This is a genomic window from Streptomyces sp. NPDC007872, assembly GCF_042868165.1.
Lineage (GTDB): Bacteria > Actinomycetota > Actinomycetes > Streptomycetales > Streptomycetaceae > Streptomyces.
The window spans coordinates 432,190-457,421 of the sequence record NZ_JBIAEA010000006.1; the positions used below are offsets into that span (position 1 = coordinate 432,190).

The window sequence follows — 25,232 nt, forward strand, 5'->3', positions numbered from 1 at the left end:
TCACCCGATTGGAGCAACGACGTTACTGGTGTGACCAACGGGTGGCGCGGGGCGCAACGTATCCTGCTCGGACATGGCCCGCCGAGCCGGCCGGCCGACGACGCCACCGCCTGTCCCCCCGGGGCCGAACGCCCGGGGACCCATCCCGGACCGAGGCTTGTCGCAGACCCCCCGATCGCTGACACACTCGGACCCCGGCCGGCACATGCGGCCGGGCATCTGGAGCAAGCGCCCCGAGGGGCGGACATGGCCGTTCGACTGGAGTGAAGCACGTGGCCGGGCGCATCGAGGATTACGCACTCATCGGAGACATGCAGACCGCTGCCCTGGTCTGCCGGGACGGCAGCGTGGACTGGCTCTGCCTGCCCCGCTTCGACTCGCACGCGATCTTCGCGGGACTCCTCGGCACCGAGGAACACGGGTTCTGGCGGGTGGCCCCCGCGGGCCCCGAGGACGGTGAGCCGGCCCCCGCCGACCGGCGCCGCTACCGGGGCGACTCGCTCATCCTGGAGTCCGAGTGGGACACCCCGCGCGGCACGGTCCGGGTGACCGATTTCATGCCCCCGCGCGACGGAGCGCCGCAGCTCGTCCGGATCGTCGAGGGCGTCTCGGGCCGGGTCCCGATGCGCTCCGCGCTGCGGATGCGGTTCAGCTACGGCCGGATCGTGCCCTGGGTGCACAAGGTGGGCGACCGCACGGTCGCGGTCGCCGGGCCCGACTCGGTGTGGCTGGACGCGGAGGCCGAGACCCACGGCGAGGACCTCACCACGTACTCCGAGTTCACCGTCGGCCCCGGCGAGCGGGTCGCCCTCACGATCTCCTGGCAGCCCTCCCACAAGGACCAGCCGGCGCTGCCGGACCCCGAGGGGGCCCTGGAGGCGACCGCCGACTTCTGGCGCGAGTGGGTCGACCACTGCACGTACCACGGCCCCTACCGGGAGGCCGTGGTCCGCTCCCTGATCACCCTGAAGGCGCTGACGTACGGGCCGACCGGCGGGATCGTCGCCGCCCCGACGACCTCGCTGCCCGAGGAGATCGGCGGCGTGCGGAACTGGGACTACCGCTACACCTGGCTGCGGGACGCGGCGATCACCCTCTCCTCGATGCTGCGCACCGGCTACCGCGAGGAGGCCCGCGCCTGGCGGGACTGGCTCCTCCGCGCCGTCGCGGGCGACCCGGAGAACCTCCAGATCATGTACGGCATCGCGGGCGAGCGCGAGCTGGGCGAGGCCGAGCTCGACTGGCTGCCGGGATACGAGAACTCCGGCCCGGTCCGGGTCGGCAACGGCGCCGCCAACCAGCTCCAGCTCGACGTGTACGGCGAGGTCACCGAGGCCCTGCACCTGGCGCACATGACGGGCCTGTCCCGCAACGACTACGCCTCCCTGCTCCAGCTCAAGCTGATCGAGTACCTGGAGAAGAACTGGGACCAGCCCGACGAGGGCATCTGGGAGGTCCGCGGCCCGCGCCGGCACTTCGTGCACTCCAAGGTGATGGCCTGGGTGGCCGTGGACCGCACGATCAAGCTCATCGAGTCCGGGGACGCCGACGGCCCCCTGGAGCGCTGGCGGGAGCTGCGCGACGAGATCCACCGGGACGTCTGCGAGAAGGGCTACGACAAGGAGCGGAACACCTTCACGCAGTCGTACGGCTCCAAGGAGCTGGACGCCTCGCTGCTGCTGATCCCGCAGATGGGGTTCCTGCCGCCGGACGACAAGCGGGTCATCGGCACGATCGAGGCGATCCAGCGGGAGCTGTCCACGGAGGACGGCTTCGTGCTCCGCTACCCCACGGCCGGCGAGGAGGCCGGCGTCGACGGCCTGGAGGGCGACGAGGGCGCGTTCCTGGCGTGCTCCTTCTGGCTGGCCGACGACCTGGCGATGATCGGCCGGGTCGACGAGGCCCGTACCCTCTTCGAGAAGCTGCTCGCCCTCCGCAACGACCTGGGCCTCCTGGCCGAGGAGTGGGACCCGCGGCTCCAGCGCCAGGTGGGCAACTTCCCGCAGGCCTTCAGCCACGTCCCGCTGATCGACACGGCGCTGCGCCTGACGGCGAGCGGCGCCTACGGCGGCTGAGGGGCTCACGCCTCCGGCGCCGACGCGGTTCCGCCCTTCGCGCGGCGGATCGCCCCGGTCGTCACCGACGTGTACGACCGGGGCGGGCCGGGGCCGGGGCAGGCCGGGGCCGGAGGGTCACTCCCGAGCACCCGCGAGTTCCACCGCCCCGCGCCGCAGGGCGAGGCCGGCCGGGACGACCGCCGAGACCACGGCGAGCGCCGCGCAGGCGCCCAGGGCCGCCCCGAGCGCCGTCCACGGGACCTCGACCGGCGTCCACACCGAGAGCAGGCCCAGCGCGCTCCACATGCCCGCCAGATCGAGCCCGGCGACCAGCGCCCCCAGCAGTCCGCCGACCACGACCACCGTCAGCGCCTCGGCGCCCACCAGCCGCAGCACCTGCCACCGGGTGGCGCCGGCCAGTCGCAGCGCGGCCAGCTCGCGGACCCGGTCGGAGGTCGCCATGACCATCGTGTTGGCCAGCGAGACGCCGGTGTAGAGGAGGGCGATCCCGAGGACCAGGAAGAAGCCCGTCCGGGTCGTCCGGTCGGTACCGGGACGCGTCGCCCGCACCCAGGCCTCCCCGGTGAGCACCTCCCCGTCCGACGCCCGCACCGCCCGGCGCAGGCCGTCGGCCACGGCGTGCGCGTCGGCCCCGTGCGCGAGGCGTACGTCGACCCGGTCGACGGGTGCCGCGGGGGCGTTGCGCGGGGTGACGTAGACGCCGTTGTCACCGGTGCCGACGGCCATGACCGCGGCGATCCTCAGGGACTTCCTCGTGCCGTCGCCGAGCCACACGTCCACCCGCTCGCCCACGGTGCGCTTCTCCCACTCCTCGTTGACGATGATCGAGTCGTCGTCCAGATCGTCCGTCCTCCCCGCGACGAGCGGGAGGCGGGTCGTCGCCGCGAGCGGTCCCGGCTCGGCGGCCCTGGCGTCGGACCCGACGAGCGCCACCCCCTCCTCCAGGACGTACACGGCGCTCGACGAGCTCGCCGAGACCTCGGCACCGGGCACGGCCCGGAGCCTCCGCAGCGTCGCGCCGTCGAAGCCGGCGTCGCCCGCCGGAGCGACCACGAAGTCGGCGGCCGTCCGCTCGCGCACCTCGGTGGCCTTCGCCCCGTCGAGGGTGGCGGTGGCGCCGAGCAGCGAGCCCGCGAGGGCGACCGTGACGAGCACGGGCGCCGCGACGGCTGCGGTGCGGCGGACCCCGGCGGCGGCGTTCTCCCGCACCAGCATCCCGCCGGCGCCCGGCAGCCGGGCCGGCAGCCAGGCGATCAGCCGGACCAGTGGCCGCACCAGCAGCGGCGCGAGCAGCGCGACCGCGGTGATCAGCAGCATCGGCCGGCTCACGTAGGTCTTGCGCTGCAACAGGCCGCCCGGGTCCGCCGCCAGGGCCAGGGCCAGGGTCACCACGGCGGTGACCAGCAGGACCGCGCCGCACAGCAGGCGGCCCCGTATCATCGGCCGGGCGTCGGCGGACGCCTCGCGCAGTGCCTCGGCGGGACCGGTGCGCCCGGCCCGCCAGGACGCGGCGAGCACGCCGCACAGGGCCACGAGCAGGCCCGTCCAGAACGCCACGTGGTAGGGCCAGGTGTGGTCGCCGAGGGTGAACCAGCGGGGCGCGAGGTTCTCGTCGACCGCCCACTCGACGAGCTCGGGAGCCGCGCGGGAACCGAGCACGCAACCGGCGGCCGAGGCGAGGACACCGACCGCGAGCGCCTCGTGGACGACCATGCGGCGGATCTGGCCCGGGGTCGCCCCGGCGGTGCGCAGCAGCCCGAACTCACGCCGCCGCTGGGCCACCGCGAACGCGAAGGTCGAGGCCACCACGAACACCGACACGAACCCGGTGACGCCGCCGGCCGTACCGAACAAGGCGTTCATCGCGGTGAGGGCCTCGGCGTCCCGGTCGGGGTCGGCGTCGGCGTACCGGCGCGCGTCCCCGGTGAGGACCTGGACGCCCTCGCTGCCGCGCACCGCCTCGCGCACGGCCGCCGCGTCGGCGTCGACCACGAGCTGGAGGCTGCGCGGCGCCAGTTCGGCGGCGCGGGCGTCGGTGGAGAACACGGCGTTCTCGAAGCCGAGCCCGGCCACGGTGCCGACGACCCTGACCGTGCCGCCGTCGGTCCGCACCCGGGCGCCCGGACGGGCCCAGTCGCCGCTGACGACGACCTCGTCCGCGGCCCGGGGTGCGCGTCCCGCGTCGAGTGCGTACGGCGCGAAGGCCGCCGTGGACCAGGGGTGGCCCACCAGATCGGCGGGCCCGCCCTCGGCCCGTACGGCGAACGACCGGTCCTCGACGACGGTCCCGAGGTCCCGCAGCTTCGCGACCACGCCGACGGGCACGGCACGCGGCTGCGCGAGCTTCCGGCCGCGAACGCCGATCGGGGTGGACACCTCCAGGGCGTCCCGGCCCTTGACGACGACCTGCGCGGCGGCGAACCGCTCGGGCCCCCGGTCGGGCGCGTCCAGCGAGGACGCCAGGGCCAGGCCCATCACGGCGATCAGCGCCACGCCGAGGGAGAGGGCGACGAAACTGCCGGCGAACGTGACCCAGCGGGTGCGCAGGGTGCTCAGCGCGGTGGTCAGCACGGCGCCGCCTCGAGGCCGGTCATGCGCGCCGCGACGTCCTCGGCGGAGGCGCCGATCAGCTCGCCGTGGACACGGCCGTCGACGAGGAAGACGACGCGGTCGGCGTAGGAGGCGGCGACGGGGTCGTGGGTGACCATGACGATCGTCCGGCCGTCCCGGTCGACCGTGCCGCGCAGCAGGGTCAGCACCTCACGGCCGGTCCGCGAGTCGAGCGCGCCGGTCGGCTCGTCGCCGAAGAGCACGTCGGGGCGGGTGATCAGGGCGCGGGCCAGGGCGACCCGCTGCTGCTGGCCGCCGGACATCTCCGCCGGGCGGTGCCGCGCGCGGTCGCCGATGCCGACCTGTTCGAGCGCCTCCCGCACCCGGGCCCGCTTCGGGCGGCGGCCGGCGAGCCGCAGCGGCAGGGAGACGTTCTGCTCGGCGGTCAGCGAGGGCAGCAGGTTGAACGCCTGGAACACGAACCCGATGCGCTCGCGGCGCAGCAGGGTCAGCCCGGTCTCGCTCAGTCCGGTCAGCTCGGTGCCGCCCACGGTGACCGAGCCCGACGTGGGCCGGTCCAGGCCCGCGGCGCACTGCAACAGGGTCGACTTGCCGGACCCGGAGGGGCCCATCACGGCGGTGAAGGTCCCCTCCGGGAAGGCGAGCGACACCTCGTCGAGGGCGGTGACGGACGTGCCGCCCGCGCCGTACCGCCGGGTCACGGAACGCAATCGGATCGCGTCGTTGCTCATGTGTTCCCCCATCAGGGCTTGTTCCTCGGCTCGTCGGTCCCCCCACGAAACCGCGGAAGTCCCGCGTGACGCAGTACGGCCCGGAGGAGAATCGGGGTAGTGCCAGGCCCACCCCCGAGGGGGGTCCTGGGCCGATGGCCCCGGACCGGCGGGGCCGCTTACGGTCGTGCGCATGCACCCTCGAAACGTGTGGCAGGCCATGTCCCGGCCGGGCTTCCTGCTGTCGGCCTGGCCCTGGCGCGCCGCCGCGTACCTGTTCACCGGCGCGGTGACCGGTGCCGTCGTCCTGGTGGGGATCGTGACGGCGGTGGCGGTCTCCGGTGCGCTCGTCGTCGTCCTGGTGGGGCTGCCCCTGCTCGTCCTGGTCGCCCTCGGCGGGATCCCCGTGGCCTGGGTGGAGCGGCGCAGGCTGCGCCTGGTCGACCGCGCTCCGGTGTCCGGCCTGCACCGGGTGCCGGCCGCGCCGGGGCTGTGGGCCTGGCTGACCACCCGGCTGCGCGAGCAGGGGACCTGGCGGGAGCTCGGACACGCGCTGCTGTTCGCCGTGCTGCTGTGGCCGGTCGACGCCCTGGCCGTCACGGTCGCCCTGTTCCTCCCGCTGTCCGTGGTCGCCACCCCGCTGCTGATGGCCACGGTCGGCGACGGCCACGAGGTGAAGGTGCTCAAGCAGTGGACGGTCACCACCTGGCCGACCGCGTTCGGCGTCGCCGTGCTGGGTCTGCTCCTGTGGGGCCTGGGCGCGTACGCGCTCTGCGCGGCGGCGGGCGCCCGCGCGGGGCTGGTCCGCCTGCTGACCGCCTCCCGCGAGGGCGAGCGCGATGCCGAGGTGGTCGAGCTGGCCCGCTCCCGCGCCCGGCTGGTGGACGCCTTCGAGGCCGAGCGGCGCCGCATCGAGCGCGATCTGCACGACGGCGCCCAACAGCGCCTCGTGGCCCTGTCGATGGCCCTCGGCCTCGCCCGTCTCGACGCCCCGCCCGGCCCGCTCGCCGACCAGCTCGCCAGGGCCCACGAGGAGGCGGGCAGGGCGCTCGCGGAACTGCGCGAGCTGATCCGGGGCGTCTACCCCAAGGTCCTCACGGACTACGGCCTTCAGGCCGCGGTCGCCGACACCGCCGACCGCTGCGCGGTCCCCGTCGACGTCGACCTCGAACTGCCGGGCCGGCCGGCCGAGGCGGTCGAGTCCGCGGCGTACTTCGTGGTCTGCGAGGCGCTGGCCAACGTCGCCCGGCACAGCGGGGCCGGCCGCGCGCGGGTGAGCGGCGGTCATCACGACGGACGTCTCTTCCTCGAAGTGCGCGACGACGGCCGCGGCGGCGCGGACCCCTCGGCGGGCAGCGGCCTCACCGGCCTCGCGGACCGGGTGTCGGTCCTGGATGGCAGACTGGCCCTGACCAGTCCCCCGGGTGGGCCGACTCTGTTGCGTGTGGAGTTTCCTTGCGAGTTGACCGAGGCGGCCGGCCGCTGCGCGTAGTGCTGGCCGAGGACAGCGTGCTGCTGCGGGAAGGGCTCGTCGGCCTGCTCGGCCGCTGCGGCCACGAGGTGGTGTCGGCCGTGGGGGACGCGCGGGCGCTGGTGTCCGCCGTCGAGGAGCACGCCCCCGACATCGTGGTGACGGACGTGCGCATGCCGCCCGGTTTCCAGGACGAGGGGCTGCACGCGGCGGTGCGGCTGCGCGAGGAGCGCCCCGCGCTTCCGGTCCTGGTCCTCAGCCAGTACGTGCAGCGGGCGTACGCCGCCGAACTCCTGGACTCCGGCGACGGAACGGGTGTCGGCTACCTGCTCAAGGACCGGGTCGGCCAGGTCGAGGAGTTCGTGGAGGCGCTGCGCGAGGTGGCGGACGGCGGGACGGTGGTCGATCCCGAGGTGGTGCGCCAGTTGCTGCGCCGCCGCCGCGATCCGCTGGAGCGGCTCACCCCGCGCGAACGCGAGGTGCTGGCACTGATCGCCGAGGGCAGGTCCAACGGCGCGATCGCCAGGGAGCTGGTGGTCTCCGAAGCGGCGGTCGGCAAGCACATCGGCAACATCCTCACCAAGCTGGACCTGCCTCCGGCGGACGAGACCCATCGCAGGGTCCTGGCCGTGCTCACCTATCTGCGGGCCTGACCCGCCGGGCGCGACCGGCGCACGGGAACCGGCGGGGGCGCGCGGCGGCCGGGGCGCACGGGCCGGGGCCCGGACCTACGATGAAAGGGTCCTGTCCCCCGCAAGGAAGGGGGGCACTCCATGACTCCCCGAACACTCGTCCCCGACAGTGCCCTGGCCGGTCTCCGGGAGGACCTGGCGGGTGAGGTCCTCGTGCCGGACGACCCCGGCTGCGACGGGGCGAGGACCGTCTTCAACGGCATGATCGACCGGCGTCCGGCCGTCATCGCCCGGTGCGCGACCCCCGAGGACGTCGCCAACGCGGTGCTCTTCGCCCGGGAGACCGGCCTGCCGGTCGCGGTGCGCGGCGGCCACGCCGTCGCCGGGACGGCCCTCGACGACGGCGGCCCGGTGGTGGACCTGCGCCGGATGCACGCGGTGGTCGCGGACCCCGAGAACATGACCGTACGGGTCGGGGGCGGGGCGACCATGTCGCACCTGGACCGCGCCTGCCAGCCGTTCCACGTGGCGGTGACCGGCGGCCGGGCGTCCACGACCGGGGTCGGCGGGTTCACCCTCGGCGGCGGTTCGGGCTGGCTGGAGCGGAGGTTCGGCCTCGCCTGCGACCACCTGCTCTCCGCCGAACTGGTCACCGCCGGGGGCCGGCACGTGCACACGGACGCCGAGGAGAACCCGGAGCTGTTCTGGGCGCTGCACGGCGGCGGCGGGAACTTCGGGGTGGTGACGTCGATGACGCTGCGGGTGCACGCACTGCCGGAGTTCTGCTTCGCGCTGCTGCTGTTCACCCCGGACGCGGGGCCCGACGTGGTCCGCGCGTACCGGGACCTGATGGACGCGCCGGCCCCCGACGCGGTGGGCGGCGGGGTGCTCTGCCTGACGGCCCCGCCGGCGGAGTTCGTACCGCCGGAGCTGGCGGGGACGCGGATGTGCGCCGTGGTCGTCACGTACGCGGGGCCGGAGGCGGAGCTGCGGGAGGCGGTGGCGCCGCTGCTCGCGCTCGGCCCGGCGGCGACGGCGGTGGCGGTGGCGGAGATCCCGTACGCCGGCTTCCCGTGCGTGCTGGACGACCCGCCGGGGCAGCGGAACTACTGGTCGGCCGAGTACCTGGACGCCTTCCCCGACGAGGCCGTGGAGGTCTTCTGCGCGCGGGCGGAGGACATGCCGGTGCCGACCGGGACCCAGCACGTGGTGTTCCCGATGGGCGGGCGGGTGGCGCGGGGCCCCTCGGAGTACCCGCTGCCGTGGCGTACGGCTCCGTGGGCCGTGCACCCCTTCGGGGTGTGGGAGGACCCGGCCGACGACGAGCGGGCGATCCGCTGGGTGCGGGACGTCCGGGCCGGCGTGCGGCCGTGGGCGGTCGGCGCCGTCTACCTGAACTTCATCGGCGCCGAGGGCGCGGACCGGGTGGCGGCGGGCCTCGGCGCGGAGAACGCCCGGCGGCCGGCGGAGGTGAAGGCGGCGTACGACCCCGGGAACGTGTTCCGCTTCAACCACGACACCGCCCCGGCGGCCTGAGCCCCGCCCCTCCCCGGGCCCCCTCCGGGTGACGCAGGACACACTCGACACATGATCGCGCAAGTGCCCTCGGCGGTCGACGAGTTGTCGGGGCGGTGTACGAAGTGTCCGGTGCCGTGACCGTGGGGTGATGTCGCCGGAAGTCGGACGCGGGTAGCGTCCGGGGCCATGGACAACCAGGGCGGTATCACCGTGCAGCGGGCCCTCGAACTCCCCGGCCTGCGCGGCGGGCTCCCGGAGGTCGTCGCCGGCGCGGACCGGCTGCACCGGACGGTGCGCTGGGTGCACGCGGGCGAGGTGCCGAACATCGCCTCGCTGCTCAAGGGCGGCGAGCTGCTCCTCACCACGGGCCTCGGGCTCGGGACCCGGCCGGCCGAGCAGCGGGCCTTCGTGCGGCGGCTCGCCGACCGGGGCATCGCGGCGCTCGTGGTGGAGCTGGGCCCCCGCTTCGCCCGCCTCCCGGCAACCATAGTGGAGACCGCGCGGGCGGCGGGGCTGCCGCTGGTGCAGCTCCACCGCGAGGTGCCGTTCGTGACGGTGACGGAGGAGATCCACACCGAGATCGTCAACGGCCACTACGCCCTCCAGCGGCGGGCCGAGGAGGTCCACCGGCAGTGCACGGAGGCCCTGCTCGGCGGCGGCGGGGTCCCGCAGGTGCTGCGGATCCTCTCCGACTTCGCCGCCAACCCGGTCTTCCTGGAGACCCCCGACGGGCAGTTGCTCTACGCGGCGGGCACCGAGTCCGCGCCCGCCGACCCGCTCCAGGTGTGGGACGGGCTGCGCGGCGGCCGGGCGGCCCGCGAGTCCGGCCCGCCCACCGGCACGGTCCTGGTGGACGTGCCCGGCGGCGGCCCCGGTACGGGCTCGGTGCGGGCCCGCCTGGTCCTCCTGGCGGTCTCCGGCGCCCTCTCCCCCGTCCACCGGATGGCGGCCGAGCGGGCGGCCGGGCTCCTCGCCGTCGTCCTCATGCAGGCGCGGCAGGAGGAGGAGCTGGCCGCGCGCGGCCGGGGCGACTTCCTGACGGACCTGGCGGAGGGCCGGATCGCGGCCGAGGACGCCCCGGCGCAGGCCCGGGTGCTCGGCTTCAGGCCCGGGGACGGCCCGCTCCTGCCGGTGGTGATGCGGCTGGCCCCGGAGCTGTCCCCCTCGGGGAACTGGGCGCTGCTCGCCCGGGCGGTCCTGGAGGAGCTCTCCTCCGTCGGCGTGCCCGTCCTGCTCGGCGTCCGCCCGGTCGAGGGCCGCGTCCCGCTCCTGCTCGGCCTGCGTTCGGAGACCGAGTGCACGGCGGTCGCGGACCGGGTCGCGGCGGCCCTGCGCGCGGGCGTGGAGCGGGCCGGCCTGGAACGGGCGGGGACGCACCCGCCGGTGATCGTGGTGGGCGTGGCGGGAGGCTGGGCGGCGGCCTCGGCGGGCCTGCGGCACGCGGCGGAGACGGCGACGGCGGCGCAGGGACTGTCGGACCTGCCCTGGTACGACGCGCGGCGCCTCGACATCGACCTGCTCCTGTGGCGGCTGCACTTCCACGGGGACACGGTGCTCGCGGCCTTCGTGGACCGGGCGATCGGCCCCCTCCAGGAGCACGACCGCACCTCCCGGCCGCCGCTGCTGCCCACCCTGGAGACGTATCTGGCCCACGCGGGCCGCAAGGCGGAGACGGCCCGCGAGCTGCACCTCAACCGTCAGACCCTCTACAACCGCCTGGCCCGCGTCTCGGAGCTCCTGGGCACGGACCTGGACGACCCCCAGACGGTCCTGGCGCTCTCCCTGGCGCTCAGGGCGCGCCGCCACACGACGTGACCCCTGCTCAGCGCCCCACCAGCTCGTCGTACACGCTGAGCACGTGCGCCACCGTGTCGTCCTCGGTCGGCCAGGTGCCGGCCTGGACCCGGCCGGCGGCGGCCAGGTCCATCCGCCGGTCGGCGTCCTCCAGGAGGCCCCGGACCGCCGCGGCGAGGGCCGCGGAGTCCCCGTACGGCACCAGTTCGGCGGCGTCCCCGACGAGTTCCGGCACCCCGCCGACCGCCGTCGCGACGAGCGGCACGCCGAGCCGCAGCGCCTCCTGGGCGAGCGGGGAGCGGGCCTCCCAGCGGGACGGGAGGACGGCGACGTCCGCCGCCGCGAGCAGCTCGGCGACGTCCTCGCGGGCGCCGATCAGCCGGACCGGCAGGTCCTCCTCGGTGATCCGCCCCTGGAGGAAGGCCCGTTCGCGGCCCTCCCCGGCGATCACGAGGAGCGGCTGCGGGTCGAGGTCCCGCCACCGCCGGGCCGCGTCGAGCAGGGTCCGGTAGCCCCGGCCGCGTTCGAGCGCGCCGACGGCCATGAGCAGCGGGCGGTCGACGGCGCCGAGTTCGGCGCGCGCCTTGCCGTCGTGGAGGCAGACCGGTCCGCGCGCGGCCGGCAGGGTGACGGGGGCGAGCCGGGCGTCGCGGGCGCCGCGCCGCCGGGCCCGGTCGACCAGTTCGGACGAGGTCGCGAGGACGACGCTCGCGGCCCGTACGGTCCGCCGTTCCAGGAGCCGGAGGAGCCCGCCCCGCGCGCCCTCCGCGTGGCTACGGGTGTGCCAGGTGGTCACGAGCGGGACCGGCGCCCCGCCGGACAGCGCGAGCGCGGCCCGTACGGAGGCCTGGAGGCCGTGCGCGTGGACCACGTCCGCGCCGACGCAGGCGTTGCGCAGGGCGGTGACGGCGGCCGGGTCGCCGAGGCGTGGCAAGGGCACGAAGCGCGCGCCGGCGGCGGGGTAGTCGTGGACGCGGTCGAGTGCGGGAGGGGCGCACACGGTCACCCGCACGCCCCTCGCCACGAGCCCCGCGGCGAGTGATCGGACGTGAGCGCTGCCGCCCGCGCTGCCGCCGCCCAGCACTTGGACCGTACGGAGCTGTGTCACGCGCCCAAGGATGCCAGTCCGGACCTGCGACCGTACGCACGTTCCGGCACCGAAATGGAGTCGTTTCCCTTGCGCGGAGGGCGCCCGGCGCCGGGACTCACCCCACGGGTTCACTCACACGGGTGAGCGCGCGAGGAGGCCGCGCGCTCCCCCCGGACGGCGGCGGCGACGAGCGCGGCCGCGTGCGCGGCGAGCCCGAGCCGCCCGCTCCCGATCGCGATCGCCCCGCCGACGGCGGCGCCGAGCGCGTGCGCGCCTGTGTCGCCGAGCATGGTCGACTCCCCGAGGTCGTCCGCGAGGACCGCGGCGACGGCTCCCATCGGGGCGGCGGCGGGCGAACCGCGCAGCAGCCCGGGGGCGGCGAGCGCGAGCACGGCCAGACCGGCGCGCCCGGGCCGGACGTCCACGAGGTTCACCAGATGGGCACTGCCCGCGACGACGATCCCGGCGAGGACCTTGTCCACGGGCCGCTCCTTGAGCAGCGCCCCGGCCACGAGCGAGGCGGCCCCGATCCCGAGGAGCTTGACGGCCCCGCTGGTCACCTCGCCGTCCCGCAGCGCCGCCAAGTGCGCCCGGAAACCGCGCCGGTGATCCCCCCTCACGTCGTCGTACGCCCCGCACGCCCCGGCCGCGAGCACGGCGAACGCGACGGGCGCGCTGCCGCTCCCGGCCGCCGCCCCGAGGGCGACGGCGGGCCCGGCGTACAGGCCGACCTCCCGCCCCGCGTGGTTCGCCCGCGTCCACCGCGCGTCACGCGGAAGCCGCCGCAGCCCCTCGTACACCGCGCGGGTCGCCCCGGCGGCCACGAACAAGGAGACGCTTCTGCTCCGTACCGCGATCATGTCCACAGCCTAGGACCTGCCCGGGCGATCACACGGCGTTGGGAGCTCGCTCGTCCTCGGGCGCCCGTGATCGACCAGGCAGCGCCTTTTCACCCGCGGACGACGTTGCGGACACCCTTGGTCAAGAGCCGATCAGCTTGCCTCGGGTTAGCCTGTCCCACTCATTGGGCCTGCGTGATCAACGGCGTCGGATTGTCATTGGAGGAGACCTCGTGCGGCCGCTGAAAAGACTCCTCAAGACGCTCAGGAACACCCACGAGGCACCTGGCGACGAGACGTTCGCGAAGACCGGACCGTGTGAGTGCTCCCCCGAATGGCCTGCGCTCGAGACGACCGCGAACGGCTACATACTGCGCGCGCTGCCCTCGTCGCACTACAGCATCATGACGAACCCCGGGATCGGGACGTTCGCTGCTCGGTGCACGGGGTGCCACGCCAGGTACCCGGCGCCGTGGGTAGTGGACGGAAACGAGCCGATGCCCTACGACTTCGCGCGGGACGCCGCCGAACTCACTGGCCAAGAGCGCCCGCATGGCTCCGTTGAGGCGGAGTACACGATCAGCACCGCCGGCGGGAACGACTGGCCCGCACCGCCCGGGATCGACTACGCAACGCTCTTCCAGCCCCGCTCACTGGTCTGCGAGTCGGCTGAGGCGGAGGGCGATCACTCCTTCCGTACAGGAACAGCTCTGATCTCGGTCTCATGGGAGCTCGCGGGTACGTGGGCCGTATACGTCGAAGGCGCTGCTTCGCTGGAAGCCGCCGACCTGATCGTCGAAGAGATGGCACGGCAGCTTGGCGAAGCGACCGGCGAGACAGCACTCCATCACAGGGTCAACGGCTAGAACTGCCTGGCCGATCACGTTCGGAGCCGGATATGGAGGGCGACCGCTGTCGCAGTTCCGAGGTAGACGTAGCCGCGTTCGTCGTAACGCTTCCGCCCTGGTGTTCTGATACTTCGGCCCCTTGGAAGCGGGAGCCGGGGGCGGGTCACGCCACTGAACGCTGGTCCACACGCGGTGCGGAATCCCGTTGATCACTTGCCGATGGTCCCGTCACCGGCCGCAACGCCCGTTGCCGACCGGCAGGAACGAGCGCAGTCGTTCCCAGTCGGCGTCCGTCGGATCCGCCCGCCCCATGCCCGCATCAACGGCCAGGACGCGGAGCAGTCACATGATCGGCCGCAGGTCCTGGTCGGGCTGTCAGACCCCTATGCCAAGCTCCGCCCGAGAAGGCCCTGCCCACACTTCAAGAGGACGAGTCATGGCGAAGAGACCCCGGCAACAAGCCCGTAAGGGAGCGGCCGAAGTCCCCAAGGAAGTGGGGATCTATCACGACATGAAGGTGTACGAGAACTTCGAGCGCTGCGCTCAACGGATCTTCCAGTGCGTGCGTATGGCGCAGGAGCAGTCTCCGGGAGCGCCACGCAGGCTGTACCTGGACATTCAGGGGCACCGGAACTCGGCCGGCGGTTACGACCACGACGCCTACGAGTTGATGAAGGATTTCGGCATGGGCTACCTGCTGCAGTATCTGACGGAGCTCAGCACACCGCTCTACCAGGTCCGCAACAACGGCGGACAGCGCAACGATCTGCCGAACACCCTGACGATCGGTTACCCGGACGACAGCAGTGAATACGGTTACGACGCCTCAAAGCTGGCGCTGCGACCGAGGGAAAAGAATCCCGCGGACCGCAGGTCCAAGCCCACGCTCAAGGCCATCACCGAGTATCTGGGCCTCGACGAACCCGCCTGCCTGGTCTGTTGGAGAAGACAGGTGGAACGCTGTCACGTCGTTCCCGAAGCGCTCGGCGGCTCACTGGACGTACGGAACTTCGCTCTGCTCTGCCCCGCTCATCACGCCGAGGCGCCTGACGTCGCAGACGCCGAGAGCTTCTGGGCCTGGGTCGACTACGCCGAGCTGCGGGACAGTCCGGACAAGTGGCTGGACGCACCGGAAGAGCTGCAGAAATGGCTGCGGAAACGAGGAGTGCAGATCGGCTCGCCCCAGCGGGAACAGCCCTCGTTCTTCTCAGCCGTGAAGCGCGAACTGAAGGCACTCTACGGCTGGACGGACGCCGACTTCACCTCCGCGGTCTGGGAGAAACTGATGGAGGAATTCCATACGGTGCTCGACACCGCTACCGGACGGCACTTCTCGATCGAGAAGAAGGTGTCGACCTACGCATGGGCATACGACGTGGCACGGCGCCGGGTGTCGGGCGATTCCGGGCCCGGTCAGGGGGTGGCAGCACACCTTCCCACCCCCTGACCTGCCCTGGATCACCCGTCCGCCCGCGCCGCCGCGAGGAGTTCCTCCGCATGGGCCCGGGCCGTCTCGGAGTCCTCCTGGCCGGCGAGCATCCGGGACAGCTCGCGGACCCGCTCCTCGCCCTCCAGGACGGTGACGCCGGAGCGGGTGACCGAGCCGTCGTTGGTCTTCTCGACGAGGAGCTGGCGGTCGGCGAAGGCCGCGACCTGCGGGAGGTGGGTGACGACGACGACCTGCGCGGTCCTGGCGAGCTTGGCGAGGCGGCGGCCGATCTCGACGGCCGCCTTGCCGCCGACGCCCGCGTCGACCTCGTCGAAGAGGTACGTGGGCACCGGGTCGACCCCGGCGAAGACGACCTCGACGGCCAGCATCACCCGGGACAGCTCACCGCCGGACGCGCCCTTGGCGATCGGGCGCGGCGGGGCGCCGGGGTGCGGGGCGAGCAGCAGCTCGACCTCGTCGGCCCCGGACGGGCCGTACGCGACCCTCCGGCCGCCGACCTCGACGCCCTCGGGGTCCTCGGTCTGCCGGATGTCGAAGGACACGCGCGCGTGCGGCATGGCGAGCGAGGCGAGTTCGGCGGTGACGGCGGCGGCGAACCGGTCCGCCGCCTCCGTGCGCGCGTCGGTGAGCCGCTGCGCGAGCGCGGACAGCTCGTCGCGCAGCCGGTCCCGCTCGGCGGTCAGCTCCTCGACGCGGTCGTCGTCGTTGTCCAGCTCCCCGAGCCGGGCCGCGCTCTCCTCCGCCCAGGCCAGGACCGCGCCGGTGCCCTCCCCGTCCCCGTACTTCCGGACGAGCTGGGTGAGGGCCGCGCGCCGCTCCTCGACGGCGGCGAGCCGCAGCGGGTCGGCATCCAGGTCGTCGGCGTACCCGGCCAGCTCGGTGGCCACGTCGGCGAGCAGGATGGAGATCTCCCCCATCCGGTCCGCGAGCGCGGCGAGCGCCGGATCGTGCGACCGCACGGCCTCCAGGGCCCGGCCCGCGCCCGCGACCAGCGTGGTCGCGTCGACGGACTCGGGGTCCTCGGGCGAGCCCGCGAGCGCGGCGTGCGCGAGCGCGGCGGCCGAGGCGAGGGCCTCGGCGTGCCCGAGCCGCTCGGCCTCGGCGGCCAGTTCGGCGTCCTCGCCGGGCAGCGGGGCGACGGCCTCGACCTCGTCGAGCCCGAAGCGCAGCAGATCGGCCTCCTGGGCGCGTTCCCTGGCCCGGGTGGTGATCTCGTCCAGCTCGGCGGTGACGGCCCGCAGCCGCCGGTACGCCTCGCCGTAGGAGGCGAGCGGCGCCGAGACGGCCCCGCCCGCGTACCGGTCGAGCGCGCCGCGCTGCCGGGCGGGCTTGAGCAGGCCCTGCTGGTCGGTCTGGCCGTGGACGGCGACGAGTTCGTCGGCGAGTTCGGCGAGCAGCCCGACGGGCACGGAGCGCCCGCCGAGGTGGGCCCGGGAGCGCCCCTCGGCCGAGACGGTACGGCTGACGAGCAGGACCCCCTCGTCGAGCTCGGCCCCGGCCTCCTCGGCGCGCACGGCGGCGGGCGCGCCCGGGGGCACGCTGATCCGCCCCTCGACCACGGCCGACGCCGCGCCGATCCGTACGAGCGCCGGGTCGGCCCGTCCGCCGAGCAGCAGCCCCAGACTGGTCACGACCATGGTCTTGCCCGCACCGGTCTCACCGGTCACCGCGGTGAAGCCGGGCGACAACTCGACCACAGCGTCGTCGATGACCCCGAGCGACCGTATCCGCATCTCCTCCAGCACGCCCCAGACCTTACGAGGTTTCCCTGGTCCGATGCGACATCGGCCCGGCCGTAACCCTCCGGCGCGCCGATCGTTCGGACACCCGGCGGGGCGGGGCCGGTCAGCGCGGGGCGCCCCGCCAGCCCGACACGGGGAGGGCGAACTTGGCGACGAGCCGGTCCGTGAAGGAGGCGTGGTGCAGCCGGGCGAGCCGGACCGGGACGGCGCCCCGCCGGACCTCGACCCGCGCGCCCGCCGGGAGCTCCACCGTCCGCCGTCCGTCGCACCACAGCACCCCGTCCGGGGTGTGCGGCTCGACCTCGACCGCGAGGATCGACTCGGGGGTGGTCACCAGCGGCTTGGCGAAGAGGGCGTGGGCCCCGATCGGGACCATGAGCAGCGCCTCGACCTCGGGCCAGACGACCGGCCCGCCCGCCGAGAAGGCGTACGCCGTGGAGCCCGTCGGTGTCGCGCAGATCACCCCGTCGCAGCCGAAGCCGGTCACCGGGCGCCCGTCGATCGCGAGCACGACCTCCAGCATCCGCTCCGGGGACACCTTCTGCACGGCCGCCTCGTTGAGCGCCCAGTCGCGGTGCAGGACGTCGCCGTTCTGGTACACGGTGACGTCGAGGGTCATCCGCTCCTCGACCTCGTACGCCCGGGTGACGACCCGGTCGACGACCTGGTCGAGGTCGTCGCGCTCGGCCTCCGCGAGGAAGCCGACCCGCCCCAGGTTGACGCCGAGCATCGGCACCCCGGAGGCGCGGGAGAACTCGGCGCCGCGCAGCAGGGTGCCGTCGCCGCCCAGGACGACGAGGAGTTCACAGTCGTCGATGGCCTCGGAGCAGGCCTCGGGGACCTTCTCCACGGAGGACGGCAGCGGCAGGTCCGCCGCCTCGGCCTCCAGGACGCGGACGCCGAGCCCGGCGCGCAGCAGCCCCTCGACGACCAGTTCGGCGCTGCGCACGGCGGCCGGCCGGCCGGTGTGCGCGAGCAGGAAGACGGTGCGTGGTGCGGTCTCTGGTGGTGCTGCCGTTGAGCTCAACGAGGTCCCTCCGCCACGGCGCGGTCGACGTCCGCCGGATCCAGCGCGGGCGCCCCTGCCCGCAGCCACAGAAAGTACTCGACATTGCCCGAGGGGCCGGGCAGCGGGCTGGCGGTGACGCCGAGGACACCGAGCCCGAGCTCGCCGGCCCGCCGGGCCACGTTCTTCACGGCGTCGGCCCGCAGTTCGGCGGAACGGACGACTCCGCCCGTGCCGAGCCGCTCCTTGCCGACCTCGAACTGCGGCTTGACCATCAGGACGAGGTCGGCGTCCGGCGCCGTGCAGGACGCGAGGGCGGGCAGGACGAGGCCGAGCGGGATGAAGGACAGGTCCCCGACGACGAGGTCGACGGGGACGCCGTCGATCGCGTCCAGCGTCAACTCGCGTACGTTCGTGCGGTCCTTCACGGTGACCCGCTCGTCGCTCTGCAACGACCAGGCGAGCTGCCCGTAGCCGACGTCGACGGCGACGACGTGGGCGGCGCCCGCGCGCAGCAGGACGTCGGTGAAGCCGCCGGTGGAGGCCCCGGCGTCGAGGGCCCGCCGTCCCCCGACCACCAGCCCCCGGGGGACGAAGGCCTCGAAGGCCCCGGCGAGCTTGTGGCCGCCGCGCGAGACGTAGTCGGGGTCGGAGTCGTCCTGGACGACGACGATGGCCGCGGCGGTCTCGACCTGGGTGGCGGGCTTGGTGGCGACGGTCTTGCCGACGGTCACCCGGCCCGCGGCGATCAACTGGCTGGCGTGCTCCCGCGAGCGCGCGAGCTTGCGCCGGACCAGCTCGGCGTCGAGACGGCGGCGTGCCACTCCTGCCACGTTCTGTTCAGCTCCTGTTGTCGTACGGACGGGGGGCGGGGTGCGCGTCGAGCGAGGTCAGCTCGTCGCGCAGGCCACTGTGTACATCCTCGTACACCTCCGGGTGCCCGTCCGCCGGGAGGGCGTCGACCTCGGCGAGACGCGCGAGGCGGGCGTCGACGGCGGGGTGGCCGGTGCGCTCCCGGGCGACCCCGAGGGGCGCGGGCGCGGCGGGCTCCCCGGGCTCCTCCCCGGACGCCCCGCCGAGCGCTCCACCGGCCTCCTCGAACCCTTCGTCGGTCCGGTCGTCCACCACCGGCTCCGTCGCCGCTTCCACCACCGGCTCCGGCATCGCGTCGCTCATGCCCCGACGCTACCGCGAAGCCCTGGGGTACCGTCGACGGCGATGGCGACGATCACGGAGTGCCGCGGCGCACTGGACAGACTTTCCGACAGCCTCGCGCGGGCGGACGGCGACGTGCGCGGTGCCGCCGCGCTCGACCGCAGCCTGAGCTGCCACATCACCGACCTGGACACCACCTTCACGGGCCGCCTCGCGGACGGCCGGATCCGGGTGGACTCCACGGTGGAGGGCCCGCCGCCGGCCAAGGCGCAGATCCGGCTCGCGATGACCGGAGACGACCTGGTGGCGATGGTGGACGGGCGGCTGCACTTCGCGAAGGCCTGGGCCTCGGGCCGGGTCAGGCTGGAGGCCGGCTTCCGCGACCTCCTGCGGCTCCGCTCGCTCCTGTAGCGCCACCCGCTCTCTGTAGCGGCTCTGACTATCCGTAGCCACGCTCGCTATCCGTAGCGGCGCTCACTATCTGTAGCGAATCCCGCTATCCGTAGCGGCACTCGCCATCCGCAGCCCGCTCCCCCGCCCCGCGTCACTTCCGCAGCGCGGGCTCCGCGGTCGCGGCGGCGCGCGCCTTCCGTCCGGCGGGCACGACCAGCGGGGTCCCCGTCTCCGGGTCCTCGATGACCTGGCAGCGCAGCCCGAAGACCCGCTCGACCAGTTCGGCGGTCACGACCTCGGACGGCGGCCCCTCGGCGACCACCTCGCCGGCGCGGACGGCGATGAGGTGGGTCGCGTACCGGGCCGCGTGGTTGAGGTCGTGCAGGACGGCGACGAGCGTGCGCCCCTGCGTCTCGTGCAGCTCGGCGCACAGGTCGAGGACGTCGATCTGGTGCTGGATGTCGAGGTACGTCGTCGGCTCGTCGAGCAGGAGCAGCGGGGTCTGCTGGGCGAGCGCCATGGCGATCCAGACGCGCTGGCGCTGACCGCCGGAGAGCTCGTCCACGTACCGCTCGGCCAGCTCGGCGACGCCGGTCGCCGCCATCGACTCCCGGGTGATCCGCTCGTCCTCCGGGGACCACTGGCGCAGCAGCCCCTGGTGGGGGTAGCGACCGCGGGCGACGAGGTCGGAGACGGTGATGCCGTCGGGGGCCAGGGAGGTCTGGGGCAGCAGACCGAGGGTCTTGGCGACCTTCTTGGCGGGCAGGGAGTGGATCGACTGCCCGTCGAGCAGGACGCGCCCCTCGGTGGGCTTCAGCATCCGGGAGAGGGCGCGCAGCAGGGTGGACTTGCCGCAGGCGTTCGGCCCGACGATGACGGTGAAGGAGTTGTCGGGGATCTCGACGGACAGGTCACGGGCGATGACCCGCTGCTCGTACGCCAGGGTGACCGCTTCCGCGCGCAGGCGCCGCTCCTGCCGACCGTCCGTACCCGCCATGCCCGCGACTCCCGTCGTCCTCGTCCGTGACCGTGGCGGACGCTGACGACCACGACCCAAGCGGAGTTAGGTTAGCCTACCCAACTTCCTGAGCCGCCCCGCGGCCGCCCGTCCCGGCCCGCCTCCTCCGGTCCCCCCGTCCCGGGGCCCGCCCCCGGCTACAGCCCCAGCCGCGCGATCGCCTTCTCCCCGTCCGGGGCCCCCGCGCCGGACTCCGCCGCCGACCACGCGGCCCCGCACAGGGCCCGTACGCCGTCCATGGGGTCGGTCTCCCCGGCCGCCGCCCCCTCGACCGTCAGCGCGCCCCCGTCCACCGAGGCCCGCCACGCCCCGCACACGAACCCGCCGTCCCCGTCGGCGGTCACCTCCGGCTGGCCCGTGAGCAGCCCCCGCAGATCGGCCGCCACGTACGTGGGCCGGTGCTCGGGCGCGGCCGCGAGCAACTGCGCCACGTCCGTCACCCCGGTCAGGACGAGCAGCGAGTCGACGCCGCCGTTGAACGCGCCCTCGATGTCCGTGTCGAGCCGGTCCCCGACGACCAGGGGCCGCTCCGCCCCGGTCCGCAGCACCGTCTCCCGGTGCATCGGCGGCAGCGGCTTCCCGGCCGCCTTCGGCTCGAAGCGGCCGCCGGTGGCGATCCGCACGACCTCCACGGCCGCCCCGTTCCCGGGCCCGATCCCGCGCGCCCCGGGGATCGTCAGGTCCGTGTTGGAGGCGTACCACGGCACGCCCCGCCCGACCGCGTACGCCGCCTCCGCGAACCGCTTCCACGGCAGCTCCGGCCCTCCGTACCCCTGCACGACCGCCGCCGGGTCGTCGTCCGCCGACTCCACCGGCACCAGACCCCGCTCGCGCAGCGCCACCGCGAGCCCCTCGCCGCCGATGAGCAGCACCCGGGAGCCGGCCGGAACCTCGTCCGCGATCAGCCGGGCGACGGCCTGCGCCGAGGTGACCACGTCCCCGGCCTCCGCCGGCACCCCGAGCTCCGTGAGGTGCTCCGCGACCGCCTCCGGCGTCCGCAGCGCGTTGTTGGTGACGTACGCGAGGCGCATCCCGCCGTCCCGGGCCCTCCCGAGCGACTCGACGGCGTGCGGAACGGCCAGGCCGCCCGCGTACACGACCCCGTCCAGATCGAGGAGGGCCGTGTCGTACGCCCCGCTCAGCGCTTCCGCGCTGCTCCCCGGCCGCGTCCTGCCGCCGCTCCGCCGTCCCTGGTCACCGTGCACCGTCACGCTCGCTCCTCGCCTCACCGGTTGTGATCCCCCCACTACCCCGATCATCGCTCATGCCCCGGCGCACATACGATGTCGAGATGAACACCTCAGGTCACGCGGCCGCCGACGTCCGCGACGACAGCACGGGGCTGCGCCTGGCCCCGTTCCGCGGGCTGCGGTACGTCCCCGAGCGGGTCGGCAGCCTCGCCGCCGTGACGTCCCCTCCCTACGACGTCGTCGTACGACCTGACGGGCTGCTCCACCTGGAGTCGGCGGACCCGCACAACATCGTCCGGCTGATCCTCCCCCAGGCGCTCACCGCCGGCACCCGCCACCGCAAGGCCGCCGTCACCCTCGACCGCTGGCTCGCGGACGGCGTCCTCGCGCCCGACCCGGTGCCCGCGCTCTACGTGTACGAGCAGCGCGGCGACGGGATCCTCCAGCGCGGGATCATCGGGGCCCTGGAGCTCTCCGCCCCCGAGGCGGGCGTCGTCCTCCCGCACGAGGACGTGATGCCGCACGTGGTCGAGGACCGCGCCGACCTGATGCGGACGACCGCGGCCAACCTCGAACCCCTGCTCCTCACCTACGTCGGGGAGGAGGGCGGCGGCGCGGACGCGGTGATCGAGCGGGCCGCGGAGCGCGAACCGCTGCTCTCCACCACCACCGAGGACGGCTTCTGCCACCGTCTGTGGGCGGTGACCGACCCGGCCGAGCAGGCGGCCGTCGCCGCGGACCTCGGCCGCCACCAGGCCCTCATCGCCGACGGCCACCACCGCTGGGCGACGTATCTGCGCCTGCGCGAGGAGCACGTCGCCCCGGGCCCCTGGAACCGCGGCCTGGTCCTCCTGGTCGACACCGCCCGCTACCCCCTGCGGGTCCGCGCCATCCACCGCCTCCTCAACCGCCTCCCGGTCGCCGACGCCCTCGCGGCCGTCGAGGGCTCCTTCCGGGTGCGCCGCCTCGACGGCCCCCTGCCGGCGGCCCTGGAGGCCCTCGCGGCCGCCGCGGCCGCCGCGGCCGACGGCAACGCCTTCCTGCTGGCGGGCGACGGCGCCTTCCACCTCCTGGACCGCCCGGACCCGGCCCTCCTGGACCGCGCGATCCGTACGGACCGCCCCGAGGCCTGGCGCACGCTGGACGCGACCGTCCTGCACTCCGCCCTCCTGGAGCACGTCTTGCGCGTCCCGGACGCCCCCGAGGACATCGCCTACATCCACGACACCGAGGCGGCCGTGGCCCAGGCGGAACGCCGCGGCGGTACGGCGGTCCTCATGCACCCGGTACGGGAGGAGGTCGTCCGGGACCTGGCCCGCCAGGGCGTCACGATGCCCCGCAAGTCGACCTCCTTCGGCCCGAAGCCGGCGACCGGCCTGGTCCTGAGGAGCCTCGCGCTGGACTGAGGGACACCGGAAACGAAGAAGGGCGGCACCCGCGGGTGCCGCCCTTCTCCCTCACCGGTCTCTCCCCGGATCAGCCCTTGTCGCCGTCACGGTCCTCGCGGTCGTCACGGTCGTCGCCGTCGAGCTCGACGTCATCGACGACGACGCCGGTCTCCTCCACGGAGTCCTCCTCCGAGTCGTCGAACGCGTCGACGAACTCGACGCCGTCCAGCTCGGCGAGCCGGTCGGAGGCGTCCGTGGCACCGTCCTTGTCGGCCTCCAGGGCCTTGCCGAACCACTCGCGGGCCTCCTGCTCGCGGCCGGCGGCGAGGAGCGCGTCGGCGTACGCGTACCGCAGGCGCGCGGTCCACGGGTGCACGGCGCCGGAGGCGAGCTCGGGGCTCTGGAGCGTCACGATGGCCGCGTCGATCTGCCCCATGTCCCGGCGGGCGCCGGCGGCCACGAGCCGCATCTCGACCTGCCCGGCCTTGTCCAGCTTCTGCACCTCGGGCTCACCGGCCATCGCGAGCGCCCGCTCGGGCCGGCCGAGGCCGCGCTCGCAGTCGGCCATGACGGGCCACAGCTCGACACCGCCGCTCATCCGCCGCGCGGCCCGGAACTCGGCCAGCGCCTCGGAGTACTTCTGCGTGGCGTACGCGGCGAAGCCGGCGGCCTCGCGGACGGCGGCGACGCGGGAGGCGAGCCGCAGGGCGACCCTGGAGTACCCGTAGGCCTTCTCCGGGTCCTCGTCGATGAGCTGGGCGACCATGACGAGGTTGCGCGAGACGTCCTCGGCGAGCCCCTTGGGCAGGCTCATCAGCTCCTGGCGCACGTCCGGGTCGATCTCCTCACCGGTGACCTCCGGCGGGATCGGCAGCCGCTTGACGGGCGCGCGGTCACCACGGTCCCGGTCACGGTCCCGACCGCCCCGGTCGTCACGGCGCCCGTACCCACCACGGCTGTCGCCGCCCCGGTCGTCACGCCGGAAGCCGCCGCCCCGGCTGTCGTCCCGACGGAACCCGCCGCCACCACGATTGTCATCGCGCCGGAAGGAAGGCCGGTCGCCGCCGCGGTCGTCACGGCGGAAGCCACCACCGCGGTTGTCGTCACGGCGGTCGTCACGCTGGTACGAGGGCCGGTCGTCCCGACGGAACGACGGACGGTCGTCACGCCGCTCGTCACGCCGGAAGCCGCCACCGCGGTTGTCGCCGCCGCGGTCGTCACGGCGGAAGCCACCACCGCGGTTGTCGTCACGGCGGTCGTCACGCTGGTACGAGGGCCGGTCATCGCGACGGAACGACGGACGGTCGTCACGCCGGTCATCGCGACGGAAGCCACCGCCACGGTTGTCACCACCGCGGTTGTCGTCACGCCGGTCGTCCCGACGGAACGAAGGACGGTCGTCACGGCGGTCGTCACGGCGGTCATCCCGCCGGAAGGAAGGCCGGTCGCCGCCGCGGTCGTCGCGGCGGAAGCCGCCACCGCGGTTGTCGTCACGACGGTCGTCACGCTGGTACGAAGGCCGGTCATCGCGACGGAACGACGGACGGTCGTCACGCCGGTCGTCCCGGCGGTCATCGCGACGGAAACCACCACCACGGTTGTCACCACCCCGGTTGTCGTCACGGCGGAAGCCGCCCCCACCGCGGTTGTCGCCGCCACGGTCGTCGCGGCGGAAGCCACCACCGCGGTTGTCGTCACGGCGGTCGTCACGCTGGTACGAGGGCCGGTCGTCGCGACGGAACGAGGGACGCTCATCACGGCGCTCGTCCCGGCGGAAGCCACCGCCTCCCCGGTTGTCGTCACGACGGAAGGAAGGCCGGTCGCCGCCACGGTCGTCACGACGGAACCCACCACGGTTGTCGCCACGGTTGTCACCGCCGCGATCGTCACGACGGTCGTCGCGGCGGAAACCGCCGCCGCGGTTGTCGCCACCCCGGTTGTCGCCACCCCGGTTGTCGCCACCCCGGTTGTCGCCGCCCCGGTTGTCGCCACCCCGGTCGTCCCGGCGCGGCCCACGGAAGCCGCCCCGGTCGCCACCACCACCGTCCCTGCGACGCGGCTCGCGCTCCGGACGGTCGTCGGGAGAGTTGGTGGGCATGGTCGTGACTCCTGTCTTCGGGTACTGCAGTCATTCTCGCGCAGCCGGCACTCCGCCGCGCAGTGGAGAAAAATCAAGGAAAAACAAAAGGACCCCTGGTCCCAGCATGAACGCTGGGACCAGGGGTCCTGAAGAATTGTTCGGCGGTGTCCTACTCTCCCACAGGGTCCCCCCTGCAGTACCATCGGCGCTGAAAGGCTTAGCTTCCGGGTTCGGAATGTAACCGGGCGTTTCCCTAACG

The 25,232-nt window shown here is 74.2% G+C and carries 21 protein-coding genes and 1 rRNA gene; 9 read left to right on the forward strand and 13 right to left on the reverse strand.

Features of this window, described 5'->3' with window-relative positions:
• Positions 1–272: 272 nt before the first annotated feature.
• A complete protein-coding gene (locus tag ACFYNX_RS23865) occupies positions 273–2,075 on the forward strand; it encodes a glycoside hydrolase family 15 protein (RefSeq protein WP_365540135.1) in 1,803 nt (600 codons plus the stop codon).
• A 117-nt stretch (positions 2,076–2,192) separates the two neighbouring features.
• Here the strand turns inward: ACFYNX_RS23865 and ACFYNX_RS23870 are convergent, their stop codons facing one another.
• Together ACFYNX_RS23870 and ACFYNX_RS23875 are read right to left on the reverse strand one after the other, a co-directional pair.
• Positions 2,193–4,649: an FtsX-like permease family protein gene (locus ACFYNX_RS23870; RefSeq protein WP_388663895.1), complete on the reverse strand. Its 2,457-nt coding sequence runs from the start codon at positions 4,647–4,649 to the stop codon at positions 2,193–2,195.
• Complete coding sequence (locus tag ACFYNX_RS23875) at positions 4,643–5,380, reverse strand: ABC transporter ATP-binding protein (RefSeq protein ID WP_388663897.1); 738 nt, start codon at positions 5,378–5,380, stop codon at positions 4,643–4,645. Before ACFYNX_RS23875 ends, ACFYNX_RS23870 begins: the two co-directional genes overlap by 7 nt.
• 199 nt (positions 5,381–5,579) lie before the next feature.
• On the opposite strand from ACFYNX_RS23875, the gene ACFYNX_RS23880 reads away from it, so the two are divergent.
• The 4 genes from ACFYNX_RS23880 to ACFYNX_RS23895 all read left to right on the forward strand — a co-directional run bounded on the left by ACFYNX_RS23880 (position 5,580) and on the right by ACFYNX_RS23895 (position 10,795).
• The gene (locus tag ACFYNX_RS23880) at positions 5,580–6,851 is read left to right on the forward strand and encodes a sensor histidine kinase (protein WP_388663954.1); all 1,272 of its coding nucleotides are present in this window, start codon (positions 5,580–5,582) and stop codon (positions 6,849–6,851) included.
• Positions 6,851–7,483, forward strand: a complete 633-nt coding sequence (locus ACFYNX_RS23885; RefSeq protein ID WP_388663956.1) for a response regulator — start codon at positions 6,851–6,853, stop codon at positions 7,481–7,483. The genes ACFYNX_RS23880 and ACFYNX_RS23885 overlap by 1 nt, the downstream gene beginning before the upstream one ends.
• A 120-nt stretch (positions 7,484–7,603) precedes the next feature.
• Positions 7,604–8,998 (forward strand): FAD-binding oxidoreductase, encoded by a 1,395-nt coding sequence (locus ACFYNX_RS23890; RefSeq protein WP_388663899.1) that lies wholly within the window; start codon positions 7,604–7,606, stop codon positions 8,996–8,998.
• A 168-nt stretch (positions 8,999–9,166) separates the two neighbouring features.
• Positions 9,167–10,795 carry a PucR family transcriptional regulator gene (locus ACFYNX_RS23895; RefSeq protein ID WP_388663901.1) on the forward strand — a complete coding sequence of 543 codons (1,629 nt, stop codon included), beginning with the start codon at positions 9,167–9,169 and terminating at the stop codon, positions 10,793–10,795.
• 7 nt (positions 10,796–10,802) lie between these two features.
• Here ACFYNX_RS23895 and ACFYNX_RS23900 read toward each other — a convergent pair whose 3' ends face one another.
• Positions 10,803–11,882 (reverse strand): glycosyltransferase family 4 protein, encoded by a 1,080-nt coding sequence (locus tag ACFYNX_RS23900; RefSeq protein ID WP_365540137.1) that lies wholly within the window; start codon positions 11,880–11,882, stop codon positions 10,803–10,805.
• A gap of 110 nt (positions 11,883–11,992) precedes the next feature.
• Complete coding sequence (locus tag ACFYNX_RS23905; RefSeq protein WP_388663903.1) at positions 11,993–12,724, reverse strand: hypothetical protein; 732 nt, start codon at positions 12,722–12,724, stop codon at positions 11,993–11,995.
• Positions 12,725–12,936: 212 nt separating this feature from the next.
• On the opposite strand from ACFYNX_RS23905, the gene ACFYNX_RS23910 reads away from it, so the two are divergent.
• Positions 12,937–13,569, forward strand: a complete 633-nt coding sequence (locus ACFYNX_RS23910; RefSeq protein ID WP_388663905.1) for a hypothetical protein — start codon at positions 12,937–12,939, stop codon at positions 13,567–13,569.
• Between the two features lie 418 nt (positions 13,570–13,987).
• Positions 13,988–14,998: an HNH endonuclease gene (locus ACFYNX_RS23915; RefSeq protein ID WP_388663906.1), complete on the forward strand. Its 1,011-nt coding sequence runs from the start codon at positions 13,988–13,990 to the stop codon at positions 14,996–14,998.
• Between the two features lie 11 nt (positions 14,999–15,009).
• Here the strand turns inward: ACFYNX_RS23915 and recN are convergent, their stop codons facing one another.
• The 4 genes from recN to ACFYNX_RS23935 all read right to left on the reverse strand — a co-directional run bounded on the left by recN (position 15,010) and on the right by ACFYNX_RS23935 (position 18,925).
• Positions 15,010–16,734, reverse strand: a complete 1,725-nt coding sequence (gene recN / locus ACFYNX_RS23920) for a DNA repair protein RecN (protein WP_388663958.1) — start codon at positions 16,732–16,734, stop codon at positions 15,010–15,012.
• 112 nt (positions 16,735–16,846) lie between these two features.
• Positions 16,847–17,770 carry an NAD kinase gene (locus ACFYNX_RS23925; RefSeq protein WP_388663908.1) on the reverse strand — a complete coding sequence of 308 codons (924 nt, stop codon included), beginning with the start codon at positions 17,768–17,770 and terminating at the stop codon, positions 16,847–16,849.
• Positions 17,767–18,582: a TlyA family RNA methyltransferase gene (locus tag ACFYNX_RS23930; protein ID WP_365540140.1), complete on the reverse strand. Its 816-nt coding sequence runs from the start codon at positions 18,580–18,582 to the stop codon at positions 17,767–17,769. The genes ACFYNX_RS23925 and ACFYNX_RS23930 overlap by 4 nt, the downstream gene beginning before the upstream one ends.
• Before the next feature lie 7 nt (positions 18,583–18,589).
• On the reverse strand, positions 18,590–18,925 hold the full coding sequence (locus ACFYNX_RS23935; protein WP_388663911.1) for a hypothetical protein: 336 nt from the start codon (positions 18,923–18,925) through the stop codon (positions 18,590–18,592).
• 42 nt (positions 18,926–18,967) lie between these two features.
• Here ACFYNX_RS23935 and ACFYNX_RS23940 point away from each other — a divergent pair, with 42 nt between their 5' ends.
• Positions 18,968–19,315 carry an SCP2 sterol-binding domain-containing protein gene (locus ACFYNX_RS23940; RefSeq protein ID WP_365540142.1) on the forward strand — a complete coding sequence of 116 codons (348 nt, stop codon included), beginning with the start codon at positions 18,968–18,970 and terminating at the stop codon, positions 19,313–19,315.
• Between the two features lie 133 nt (positions 19,316–19,448).
• Here ACFYNX_RS23940 and ACFYNX_RS23945 read toward each other — a convergent pair whose 3' ends face one another.
• On the reverse strand, positions 19,449–20,294 hold the full coding sequence (locus tag ACFYNX_RS23945) for an ABC transporter ATP-binding protein (protein WP_388663913.1): 846 nt from the start codon (positions 20,292–20,294) through the stop codon (positions 19,449–19,451).
• Positions 20,295–20,452: 158 nt separating this feature from the next.
• Positions 20,453–21,526 carry an HAD hydrolase-like protein gene (locus tag ACFYNX_RS23950; RefSeq protein ID WP_388663915.1) on the reverse strand — a complete coding sequence of 358 codons (1,074 nt, stop codon included), beginning with the start codon at positions 21,524–21,526 and terminating at the stop codon, positions 20,453–20,455.
• Positions 21,527–21,606: 80 nt separating this feature from the next.
• On the opposite strand from ACFYNX_RS23950, the gene ACFYNX_RS23955 reads away from it, so the two are divergent.
• Positions 21,607–22,911 (forward strand): DUF1015 family protein, encoded by a 1,305-nt coding sequence (locus ACFYNX_RS23955; RefSeq protein WP_388663917.1) that lies wholly within the window; start codon positions 21,607–21,609, stop codon positions 22,909–22,911.
• A gap of 70 nt (positions 22,912–22,981) precedes the next feature.
• On the opposite strand, the gene ACFYNX_RS23960 is transcribed toward ACFYNX_RS23955, so the two are convergent.
• From ACFYNX_RS23960 to rrf, 3 genes are all read right to left on the reverse strand, one after another.
• On the reverse strand, positions 22,982–23,767 hold the full coding sequence (locus tag ACFYNX_RS23960) for a hypothetical protein (RefSeq protein WP_365540160.1): 786 nt from the start codon (positions 23,765–23,767) through the stop codon (positions 22,982–22,984).
• A complete protein-coding gene (locus ACFYNX_RS23965) occupies positions 23,707–24,936 on the reverse strand; it encodes a hypothetical protein (RefSeq protein ID WP_388663960.1) in 1,230 nt (409 codons plus the stop codon). Before ACFYNX_RS23965 ends, ACFYNX_RS23960 begins: the two co-directional genes overlap by 61 nt.
• Positions 24,937–25,129: 193 nt before the next feature.
• A 5S ribosomal RNA gene (rrf, locus tag ACFYNX_RS23970) occupies positions 25,130–25,232 on the reverse strand; the annotation flags it as partial.